At 54.8% G+C, this 11378-nt stretch carries 7 protein-coding genes and 1 pseudogene; 1 reads left to right on the top strand and 7 read right to left on the bottom strand.

Annotated features, from left to right (window positions below):
* The first annotated feature begins 260 nt into the window (after positions 1 to 260).
* Entirely contained in the window at positions 261 to 1598 is a 1338-nt protein-coding gene (locus LLG96_18715; GenBank protein ID MCE5252239.1) for a DUF2529 family protein, read from the top strand.
* A 48-nt stretch (positions 1599 to 1646) separates the two neighbouring features.
* On the opposite strand, the gene hypE is transcribed toward LLG96_18715, so the two are convergent.
* From hypE to LLG96_18750, 7 genes and pseudogenes are all read right to left on the bottom strand, one after another.
* A complete protein-coding gene (hypE, locus tag LLG96_18720) occupies positions 1647 to 2669 on the bottom strand; it encodes a hydrogenase expression/formation protein HypE (GenBank protein MCE5252240.1) in 1023 nt (340 codons plus the stop codon).
* Positions 2662 to 3771 (bottom strand): hydrogenase formation protein HypD, encoded by a 1110-nt coding sequence (hypD, locus tag LLG96_18725; protein MCE5252241.1) that lies wholly within the window; start codon positions 3769 to 3771, stop codon positions 2662 to 2664. Before hypD ends, hypE begins: the two co-directional genes overlap by 8 nt.
* A gap of 62 nt (positions 3772 to 3833) precedes the next feature.
* A complete protein-coding gene (gene hypF / locus LLG96_18730; GenBank protein ID MCE5252242.1) occupies positions 3834 to 6287 on the bottom strand; it encodes a carbamoyltransferase HypF in 2454 nt (817 codons plus the stop codon).
* A 10-nt stretch (positions 6288 to 6297) separates the two neighbouring features.
* Complete coding sequence (gene hypB, locus LLG96_18735) at positions 6298 to 6948, bottom strand: hydrogenase nickel incorporation protein HypB (protein MCE5252243.1); 651 nt, start codon at positions 6946 to 6948, stop codon at positions 6298 to 6300.
* A 67-nt stretch (positions 6949 to 7015) separates the two neighbouring features.
* Complete coding sequence (locus LLG96_18740) at positions 7016 to 8242, bottom strand: acyltransferase family protein (GenBank protein MCE5252244.1); 1227 nt, start codon at positions 8240 to 8242, stop codon at positions 7016 to 7018.
* A gap of 110 nt (positions 8243 to 8352) precedes the next feature.
* Positions 8353 to 9633 carry an MFS transporter gene (locus tag LLG96_18745; GenBank protein MCE5252245.1) on the bottom strand — a complete coding sequence of 427 codons (1281 nt, stop codon included), beginning with the start codon at positions 9631 to 9633 and terminating at the stop codon, positions 8353 to 8355.
* A 312-nt stretch (positions 9634 to 9945) separates the two neighbouring features.
* Positions 9946 to 10791: pseudogene (locus LLG96_18750) on the bottom strand (class II fructose-bisphosphate aldolase).
* Positions 10792 to 11378 lie beyond the last annotated feature (587 nt).

An 11378-nucleotide genomic window follows, 5' to 3' on the forward strand; every position in this document is an offset into this window, starting at 1 on the left:
CCGAAGGCTCGTGAGTTCACACATTCCCGAAAAACGGGTAGTGAACGGGGAAAAAGGCTTTTCACGGGCGCCCTTTCCTTTGGATACTTTCCTTGGGGCGCGCAAAGGAAAGTATCGTCTCAGGAGTGTTCTTTAAAAAATTGGAGTCGCCAGTATTTATATTGCCTGTTCACAATAATGACAGTATACTTTCAGGTTGAACAGCATGTACTGAATACATATGAACCTCACACTTTAACCTAATCTCGGAATCTCGCCCGATGAACCGAAGAGATTTTACAAAAACAGTCCTTGCCGCCTGCGGAGCAGGTATTTCAGCATATGGTACGGTGTCCGGGCAGGAAACGACCTTTCAAAAAGCGTCCGGAAAAAAACCGTTCGGAGTCCTCTATTACGAAAAGGCCTGTGAAATCTGGGACAGGGAGTCGATGTCCGAACTCCCCGTTCTGGCAGAGGCAGCCGACCGCGCCATATACGCGCTCAGAAACGGCCGCAAACTATACAGCCATGTCATTTTCGGTCACATGCTTGAAGCAGAATTCCGCTCTGCCCGCGCCGGAAATCCGGGGTATCTCCCCAACTGGACCCGGCAGACGACGGATGATTCATATAACCTCATCGGAAAGGACGACTTTCTGTTCTTCGACTATGCGCTCCCCCGTGTGAAGGCAGCCCGTGACCGCGGCGCATTCACCGTGGGAATCCGGGTTCCGTACCTTCCCAACATGACAATTCCTGACGGCGCTCTTTCCCCGACATACCGTTTGTACGGGAATGTCACCACCGAGGAATGCGCGAGCCTTGTCCTGACACCGGGTGTTCCTTTCACGGACGGTGTGCTCTATATTCCCGAAATACCGGCTGTAAGGGCATGCCCCATATCGGTGCAGGGAGCGGGACCGCTCTACTGGATGCTCACCGCCGAAATAGCACTTCGCCACAGAAATCCCGCTGTTTCCGGAACTGCCGTCAAAGCACTGGAATACATCACTTCCATAAAGGAACGCGGGGAGAAAATCAAGTCGGATATAGGTCATATCGACGATACCGCCCGTTTCATGGTCCAAAGCGTCATAAATGGAGGCCGTTACTGGACATTCAGCGCCGGCTGTGAAATGGCGATCGAGAATTATATCAGGGCATCGGGTCTTGCCATGTGCCTTCTCCTGCAGGCTGAGGATGCGGTGAAAAACGTCAAACCGGGCGATTTCGCTCTGATTGCAGGGGAATTTTCCGATGTCAGGGATAATGTTGAAATGGCGCGCCTGCTTAAAAGCAAGGGAGTATCAGTCATCTCCATCGGCCCCGCTCACACCGAGGGGAGCAGCGGCGACGATCTGGCGCGAGAGGCAAAGTATCATATCGAAACCTACTCCCCCGAACGCGATGGTATTCTTGGTCTTCCCGGGTTCGATAAGAAGCTCTGTCCCGCCACGGGAGTACTGTATGCCCTTACCCTCTGGATGCTGAACAGCCAGTTCATCGAGCAGATGATCGGGGCTAACAAAACTCCCGGCCTCTATATGGGCGTACATCTGATGGGAGGAAGCGAATACAACCAGGTCGTTCGGGCTATTGTCGACCAGCGGGGATATTAACGGGCTTTCGTGGAAAATCCCGGAAATTCGGGATAACGGATGACTGCCTCAACAGATTCTCGGCAGCAGCTCGCCGACAGGCATGTCGAGAATACGCCGTCCACCGGAAGCAGTGGAAAGAATGACTTCACCGTGAGGAGAATCCGCGACCATACCGATCATTGCGGCGTCCGGGCAGTTTCCCATCGTGCGGAGGAATGTTACGGCGTCACTGGCGACTGCATCATCAACTATGGCCAGGAACCTCCCTTCGCAGGGAAGATAGAGGGGATCGAAACCGAGCAGGCCGCATACGGCGCTTACCGGATCGCTCACCGGCACAACGGACTCCTGCACAACGATGCCTACTCCGCTTGAACCGGCGATTTCATTGAGGGTTGCGGCAAGCCCGCCCCGTGTCGGATCGCGGAGGACATGGATGGATGCTCCGAACCGGTCGAGAAACGGCAGCACCGTCCCCGTGAGCGGCGCGGCATCCGACCTGACCGCTCCCCTGAGGGAAAGACCGTTCCGCTCGGCAAGAACAGCGATGCCGTGCTCACCGATGGTTCCCGATACGAGAATCGAGTCCCCGGCATGTGCATTGCTGCCGCTCACACTGATTCCGGCGGAAATAACACCGATACCGGCAGTGTTGATGCATATCCCGTCCATTTCGCCGGAGCCGACCACCTTCGTATCCCCGGTGACCACAGAAACTCCGGCCTCGATGCTCGTCTGACCGATACTGTGCACAATACGCTCCAGGTCTTTCAGAAAGAACCCCTCCTCGATGACAAACCCGAGAGAAAGATAGAGAGGCCGGGCGCCCTTCATGAGCACATCGTTCACCGTGCCGCACACCGCGAGGCTCCCGATATCACCGCCGGGAAAAAAAATCGGCTTCACCACGAACGTATCGGTGGAAAACGCGATACGGACGGAATCGATGGTGAGCTCTGCGGCATCATCGAGAGCGGCGAGCTCGGGCGAGTCGAGGTGGCGGAGAAACACATCCCTGATGAGATTGTGCATCATTGCGCCGCCCGAACCATGGGCAAGAAGAATCCGTTCATCGTCCTTGTCAGTCACTTCCGTATGCTCCCTGTCGTTTTGAGTATTTAAAGAAGGCCGCGCATGTTCCCTCACCTGAAACCATGCAGGGCCCGACCGGGCTTTCCGGCCTGCACACACGAGCGAAGAGCGGACATTCCGGCGGCGCGCAATGTCCCTTGAGTATCTCGCCGCAGCGGCATCCATCGGGTTCATGACCGGCTTCGATTTCGACGGGGAACCGCAGGGCTGCATCGAAATCCCGAAATTCATCCCGGAGAGCAAGACCGCTCGAAGGTATCATGCCGAATCCCCGCCAATCGCTGTCAGTCACCTCAAAAACACGGTCGATAACCGCCCTGGCCTGTTTGTTTCCTTCAGGTTTGACCACACGGCTGTACTGAATCGCCACCGTCATGTCATCCCGTTCGATCTGATCCGCCAGCATGAGGATACCCTGGATTATATCGGCTGTCTCGAAGCCCGTGATAACACAGGCGTGGTGATAACGCTCCGCAATGTCCCGGTACGGTTCGCTTCCAAGCACAGCCGAAACATGCCCGGGCAGCATGAAACCGTCCACCGCAAGCAGTCTGTCGGAAATCAGGAGTTCGAGCGCCGGCATGACCAGCTTGTGAGCGGAAAGGATGGAAAAATTCTCTACTCCGTGTTCGCGGGCATACAGAACGGATGATGCCACAACCGGGGCTGTGGTTTCAAAGCCGACAGCCAGAAATACAACCTCCGCTCCGGGCATCGAGCGGGCCATTTCTATGGCAGAAAGCGGAGAGTAGACAATTTCGACAGAGTATCCCTCGCTTCTCAGTCCGGCGAGCGACCCGCTGCTCCCCGGCACCCGCATCATATCCCCGAATGTCGCAAGTACAGCATCATACCTTCGCGCCATGGCGATTGCAGTGTCAAGGTACGAGGCGGGGGTCACGCACACGGGGCATCCGGGTCCCGACAGAAGCCTCAGCTCCGGCGGCAGCAGTGAAGGAAGCCCCGCGCGGTGAATGGCCATCGTGTGCGTCCCGCAGACCTCCATGAGCGTCACCGGTCGTGTGAGGCGGAGAGACGCAAGGCGTTTGCTGAGGTCTTTCATAAGACCCGGATCGCGAATTTTTTTTACCTCGTTCACCTGTAATCCCGTTCCGGAGGATGTAAAATTACCTGTATTGTTCCGTCTCCGATAACCGTCTGTCAAATCCCGCGGTTCCGCATACAGGCGGCGGCTGTATACGCCTGCCCCAGTGAAATGCCGCCGTCATTGACCGGCACCTGACGGTTGGTGAGCACGGTAAAACCATGTTCTTTCAGCACATCCCGGAACCGTACAAACAGGATGAGATTCTGCCAGCACCCGCCTGAAAGCGCCACTGTATTGATTCCGGTACTTTCACGGGCATATTCGGCGACTTCGAGAAATGACGCCGCGAGCGTATTGTGAAAAGCGGCGGCAAGCCCGGAGACCGGTTTTCCCCGGCGGGCTTCTTCCATAAGTCCCCGGATGAGCGGAATATAATCGATAATACACCCGTCCGAAACATGAATGGACGCTCCGGGAATATCCGCGGTACAGCTTCCCCACAGTAAAGGATATGAATCATATATTTCGGGCGGCGATTTGCGCACGGTATAGGGGAGTGTTTGCGGCGTATGTTCACCGGCGGCGGCGGCTGATTCGAGCATCATCGCAGCCTGCCCCTCGAATGCTGAGCGGTGCCGGATATCAAGAAGAGAGGCAGCGGCATCGAAAAGCCTCCCAAGTGAGCTCGTGCGGGGAGAGTTCAGCCCCGCGCTGCATGCCTGATCGAGCAGCTCGCGTTCATGAGGTGAAAGATGCCGCAGGCAGGGCATATCGAATGACAGCCACCGGTCGCCGTATGCCGCCCGGAGATGAGACAGCGCCATCCTCCACGGCTCCCTGACGGCGGCGGTACCGCCCGGCATCGGCACATAATCGAGATGCGCGAACCGAACAAACGAAACGGGAGAGCTTATCAGTACTTCGCCGCCCCAAATCGTTTCATCGAGACCGTATCCCGTGCCGTCCATCGAGAATCCGATAACCGTGCCGGTATGCCCGTGCTCGGCAAGAACGCTCGTTATATGGGCATGGTGATGCTGTACACCGACCACGCCGTAAAGCTCGTCGCTGCGCTCCGAAAGACACTGCTTGCAGTACCGGGTGGACAGATAGTCCGGGTGAAGGTCGCAGGCATACACTCGCGGATCGAGCTCCAGAATACCGGTGAAATGGTCAACCGCCTCCCTGAAAAATCCGAGTGTGGGAATGTTTTCCAGATCGCCGATATGCTGGCTCACGAAAGCCCGGTGACCGTCAGTTACGCAGAGGGTATTCTTGAGCTCTCCGCCGAAAGCGAGCACCGGGGGGACAGGCTCGGGCAGAAAAACCGGTACGGGGGCAAAACCCCGTGACCGCCGCACGAAAGAAATTTCCTCGCCCCCGGCATTCACCACGGAATCATCGCAGCGAACAGCAATTTCCCGGTCGTGGATGAGAAACGCATCCGCAATTCCCGACAGCCGCCTGAGGGCTTCGTCGTTATCCTTGCAGATGGGGTCCTCGCTCAGATTCCCGCTTGTCATGACCAGTGCATCGAAGACCGGCTTCCCGCCGGCAAAATCCCCGCCGGCCTGCGGATGGAAAAAGAGAAGATAGTGGAGCGGCGTGTACGGCAGCATGATCCCGAGGTAATATGTTCCCGGCGCAACCGAAGGGGCGACAGGCGAAGACTTTGCGCGCCCGTCAAAGCGGGGTGCAAGCACTATCGGACGTTCATGACTTTCGAGCGCGGCTCTTCCGTTTACGGTCAGGTGTATCATTTTCCGTGCACTGCGGATGGTGCCGGTCATAAGCGCGAGCGGCTTCTCCTCACGGTGTTTCAATGAACGCAGCCGCTGCACCGCTTCGTCCTGTGCGCCATCGACAGCAAGATGAAACCCGCCAAGTCCTTTAACCGCAACAATCCGTCCCATTCGAAGCAGTTCGACAGCAGCAAGAACGGGGTCGCCGGGAATATCGCGACCGTCGCCGTCCACGAGCCGCAGCTTCGGCCCGCAGTGCGGGCATGCATCGGGCTGGGCATGAAACCGCCGATCTGCGGGATCATGATACTCGCGCTCGCAGTCGGGACACATGATAAAACCGGCCATGGTCGTAAAACCCCTGTCATACGGGAGCCGCCGGATGATGGAAAACCGAGGGCCGCAGTTGGTGCAGTTGATGAAGGGATAGAGATAACGGCGGTCGTGCTGATCGAAAAGCTCACGCAGGCAGTCCCCGCAAACACATACATCCGGGGAGATAAGCGCCTGCGGCTTACCGGTCCGGTCGCTTGCCCGAATCTCGAAGGTTAAGTATTTCCGTCCACCCGGCTCGTTATCGAGGACAGTGCGGCGGAGCTCGACTATCCGCGACAAAACAGGCGCCCGGCTCATGAGGCTTGAGATAAAGACCTCGATATCCTCCGGCGCCCCTTCCGCTTCGATAACAACGCCATCAGGGTTGTTCTTCACATATCCGCAGAGACGGCAGTCATGGGCAAGGTTATGGACAAACGGGCGGAACCCCACACCCTGCACAATACCGCGGATTTCGATACGTTCACATTTGTAATGGATTGTTTTCATGACACGGACATCAGCTTTTCGTTCCCTGGAAAAGGAATTCGGCGAACCGGTCTATCCCTTCACCGGTTTTTGCGGAGGTCATGAGCACGGTCAGGTTCGGATTGATCGATCGGGCGTGGTTTTCGAGAACCTGAGGCCGGACATCGACATAGGGTGCAAGATCGGTTTTGGTGATAACCACGGCATTCGCCGACACAAACGCGGCGGGATACTTGAGGGGTTTGTCTTCGCCTTCCGCCACACTCAGCACGATAACCCGGCACTCTTCACCCAGATCAAACGCGACCGGACAGATCAGATTTCCTACATTCTCGATGACAAGCACCTTCAGCTTCGAGAGGGGCAGATGCGACATGGCCTCATCGACCTGAACAGCGGCCAGATGGCACTCGTCCCCCGTTTCTATCTGAACTGCTTTTACACCCAAAGCCTCGATACGGCGCATATCGTTGTCGGTCTTCACATCGCCCTCGATGACAGCAATCTCCGAAGTGTCCTTGAGTTTTCGGAACGTTGCTTCCAGCAGCGAGGTTTTCCCGCTGCCGGGCGAACCGATGAGATTGAGACACCGTATACCCTTTTCCCGCAGCTCTGAACGGATATTGGCGGCAATTTCATCGTTCCGGGTCAGTACCTTCTGTTTCAGTTTCACCTCGGCCATGTACTCCCCCACTTTATGAGTGCATTATTCTTTATCAACAACGCCCGAAGAAACGCTCCTCAAACGACTATAAAATCATGAACAACACCACATTCAACAGGATGAGAGAACCGACAGCCAGACGCGGATACGGTTTCACGAGATAATTGCTCAGAATCATGCTTATCAGAACGGTCAATCCGAACGCGGTTCCCGACTTAACAAGCACATGGACATTCCATGCATTCAACAGAATAGCAGAGAGCGCGGGCAGCGGATAGTGAATCACATAAACGGTGTACGAATTGGCTGCGAGAACCTTGTGCACTGGTGACGGGCGGTTCCAGAACCGTCGTGCAAAGGAAACGAGACCGCCAAACAGGAAAAGAGCCAGAAACGACCGTGAAAACGACAGCAAACACTTGTTAAACACGGTCAAGGGGGCAGGAAGGGAATTATCCAGATGGATATGAACGATCAGCGCGAGCAAGGATACCCCGGTCCAGATACCTATCGAGCCGAAAGATCTGCCTTCAGCAAACCATTTCGCGGAATAGGCATAGACTCCCAGGGCAAAAAAGACAATCTGGGAAACGAGGCGCGAGGGTTCAAAATGGATAAGATTGAAGACAAGGACTGCCTGATAACCCCATTTGAGGTAAAGTTTTACGATAAAGAATCCCACCGAGGTGATCAATCCTGTGATCAGGAGCACCGTAAACATGCCGGCAGCCGAATGAGTTTTCGGAATGTGGGCGAGTGTATTCCGTATGAAGGCAGATTCCTTCTCCGCTTTATATAACCCTGCGAACAGGATTAAAACCGAAAGAAGAACCGAAAGAAACCAGAGATGCCTCAGTGAAAACTGGTCCGGACTGTGAACATATCCCGAATGAAATGTCACGGCGCTTTTCATCACCTCAATCCAGTAATTCCAGTACCCGACAGGCGGTGTACCGTCACCGGCAACCCGGCTGCAGTACATGAAATACATCGCGACCGGAACGATAAAGACCGCCCCTATCAGCTGTGGTATTCCCAGCCTTTTCAGCTTGTTCACGACAAAGTGCGCCGTTCCATACCGTTCAATCGAGGGCAGGGCGAAAAAACCGGCCGCAAAAAAGAGAACGGGCATCATGAAAATGTCGGTAAGCATGACAATGTAGTTGAAAATCGCCCCGCTGACAGCCGATCCATGAGTTTCTGCGCCATACACGAGAGCGATATGCTGAAGAACGACGAACATAATGATGAAAAAACGGAGATCATCGAAGAATACGAGGCGATCATGGGAATTATCGAGAGAGGAAGGCATCGTCATATCTCCCCGGTATCGCTTAATTATCCTATATCCGTTTAAAGATAACTTTTCAGTGAATTATACAATATACATGCGCTGAAATACCTTATTGAGTATAAAACAGGTTATGCACTTTCCTGTGTATTCGGCAGAGCGGACGAGCTTTCCATGACCGTGGAAGCAGGGCGAAGCATGAACGCCCCAATGGCTCCCATGAGCGCAACGCTGCCCGCAAGGAGGAACGCCGGGCCGAAAGAGCCTGCCGCATCGGCCATGGCACCTGCGACGCTCGGTCCGATTGCCTGTCCTATCCCGAAGAAAAGCGTGATGAATCCCAGCGCCGCCGGGGCAAGACGCGGGCCGAGCACATCACCACATGTTGCGGCCATAATCGCCGGTATGCTCCATGCTGTCAGGCCGAACAGCACCGCCGAAAGGGTGAATCCCGCAGGCTCGGGCCAGAGCGCGAACAGGCTGAATGCCGCCGCCTGGATAAGATACACGATTATCAGGGCCCACCGTCTGCCGATAACATCCGATACGGTTCCCCAGATCAGCCCGCACAGGACGCTGACCCAGCCCATGGTCATGAACAGTCCTCCGGCGGCTTCACGGGTATATCCGCCCCCGGCGATCAGGTGTTTGAAAAAGAATGTCATATAGATGATATAGGAGAAGCCGAAGGCAACATACACAAACCCGAGATGCCAGACCGAAGCCGAACGGTACACCCGTCCCCACTGAAGCCCTCCTCCCGGGCGCGAAGGAGGAGCCGGATCATTCCCTGACGCTCCCAGCGGGCTGAGCCCGATATCTGATGGCCGGTTCCGCAGGAGAATATATGCCCCGGCTGCAAGGAGAACGGTTATTCCGCCGAACAGGAACCAGCATACTCTCCACCCGTTCTCAGCATATGCCGAGAGGACCCGGGGAACGAGGGGGCCGACGACAATGAGCGCAAGTGACGATCCGGCTACCGCGATTCCCGTCGCAAAACCACGCCGTCGCGCCGCAAACCATGACGCCATGAGACCCATGACCGGGACATTGCTTGCGCCGCTCCCGACACCGGTCACCGCCCGCCAGAGGGCAGCTGCCATGAACCCATGAGCCAGGCCGGTCATCACCATGGAGGCGCCTGCCAGCATGAGACCGGCGGTGATAACCACGCGCGGCCCGAACCGCGCCGCCAGCGCTCCCCCGATAACCGACAGAGCGAGGTAGCCAACCAGATTTGCCGAAGCAAGCACACCCGCCTGTGTATTTTCCATCCCTAAGCCCACCTGCATGGCGGGCAATACGACCGTATAGCCGAATCGAGCCAGCCCGAGCGAACCGAACACTACGAGTGTACCCATGAAAAGTACAATCCAGCCATAGTGAAATCGTGAAGAAGGCGGTGCCATGAATATCTCCATTCCCGCTTCAGTAATCTTTTATCGAATACATAACCACGCTGAGTATCATTCGATTATTAAATTTGAACTGGTGATATGGTATACCTCTACATGCTCTTTTCGCTGATTGAATCAGTGTTATTTTTCCAATATGTTCCTGATTGCCCGGGAAACGATATCCGCGAGCTCGGTATCGGTAATCTCGTGTTTATGCGGCACGGCTGCCGGCGGCGAAGCGTTTATTTTCGAAGAAGGCTTGCAGGAGGAACATGTGGAGCAGGAGCCTCCGGTCGGGCAGATGTTTCCGGGGAGAGAACACGCCTCGGCGCTGCCGAATACCCGCATGCGGTCCATGACCACCTCTTTTATTCTCGCCTGCGCTTCCTTGAGCAGGTCCTGGATGAAATAATCCTCCGATGCGGCGAGCAGCTCGCGGACACGGTCGGTGGCCATCTTGCTCATTTCGGTGAAGAAGTTGATTTTCCGAATCCCGAGGGATACAGCCTTGCGGAAGTCATTGTCGGAAATACCAGAACCGCCGTGCAGAACGAGCGGTATCCCGGTACGCCGTTTCAGTTCTCCGATAAGCTCAAAATCGAGCTCGGGCGCACCCTCGTAGAAACCATGCACATTCCCCACCGATACCGCCAGAGCATCGATACCCGTTTCGGCAACGAAACGTTCGGCCTCGCCGGGATTGGTGAAAAACTCGCGGCGGGCTTTTGCGGTTTTTTTCCCTCCCTCGGCGCCCCCGACCTGACCGAGTTCGGCTTCGACACTCACCCCTACGGAATGGGCCATTTTCACAATAAGCCGTGTTTCCTCGATGTTCTGTTCGAGGGGTTTCTTCGATGCGTCGTACATCACGGCGGAAAAACCGCAGCGCAGCGCCCTCACAACCGTCCCGATCGAGAGACCGTGATCGAGGTTCAGCACCACCGGAACACGGGCGTTGTCAGCCATGTATTTGACTGCCGGAGTAAACTGTTCGATATTGATATAGGTGAAATGAACCTCCGCTATGTTGAGAATCACCGGGGAGTGAACGGCTTCGGCGGCTTCGAGAATCCCGTTGAGGAATTCAAGGTTGATGACATTGAACGCTCCGAGTGCATACGAGTTCTTTTCGGCGTGTTCGAGAAGATTTACGGTGCTTACAAGACCCATCTTAAACTCCGGAAATAGTATCGCTGTGATGTCAGGTTGCAGGATTATCAAAACACGGTTTATGCCCGCATTTCTCAACTCTGATTGAGGGTAAAAAGGCATATACTTACCGCATTGGTTCAAAATAACGCGGTTTTTATCATTTTGCAAGAGCAGTGTTGATAAGACCGGAGTATCTGTATGAATTCATCCAGTACTTGAGAGGATTTGTATCAGTTCCGCGGATAATCAGTATTGGTAACCGATTATCGGTGTAAATCGATATTATTTTTAACTTTCATTATTTTGAGTGTCTTGCGTTTCGGACGCTTGAATAATCTGACTGAATTTATCGGACCTTACTAACCCGTATTTTTTCCCAACTTTTTCTATACGTAAGAAACGCCTTGTTTCACATTGTGTTTCAATAGTGTCCGGTTAAAATTGTTATAAAAGTTCGAAATATACTGTAAACAGGGCATTTACCGGCATATGGATTGTTTAAGATTTGATTGTTACCCCTTTTCTCCACCCTAACTCACCCCCTGCCCCCTCTCTTGCCACAAGAGAGGGGAAGCGCCCGCTAACATCTATTTTATCAAGGTGTT

The sequence above is a fragment of the bacterium genome (genome assembly GCA_021372535.1).
Taxonomy (GTDB): domain Bacteria; phylum Latescibacterota; class Latescibacteria; order Latescibacterales; family Latescibacteraceae; genus JAFGMP01.

Bases quoted from the DNA above. Each gene is read 5' to 3' on its own strand.
- LLG96_18715 (MCE5252239.1), top strand. From the start codon at position 261: ATGAACCGAAGAGATTTTACAAAAACAGTCCTTGCCGCCTGCGGAGCA.
- hypF (MCE5252242.1), bottom strand. From the start codon at position 6,287: ATGAAAACAATCCATTACAAATGTGAACGTATCGAAATCCGCGGTATT.
- hypB (MCE5252243.1), bottom strand. From the start codon at position 6,948: ATGGCCGAGGTGAAACTGAAACAGAAGGTACTGACCCGGAACGATGAA.
- LLG96_18740 (MCE5252244.1), bottom strand. From the start codon at position 8,242: ATGCCTTCCTCTCTCGATAATTCCCATGATCGCCTCGTATTCTTCGAT.
- LLG96_18745 (MCE5252245.1), bottom strand. From the start codon at position 9,633: ATGGCACCGCCTTCTTCACGATTTCACTATGGCTGGATTGTACTTTTC.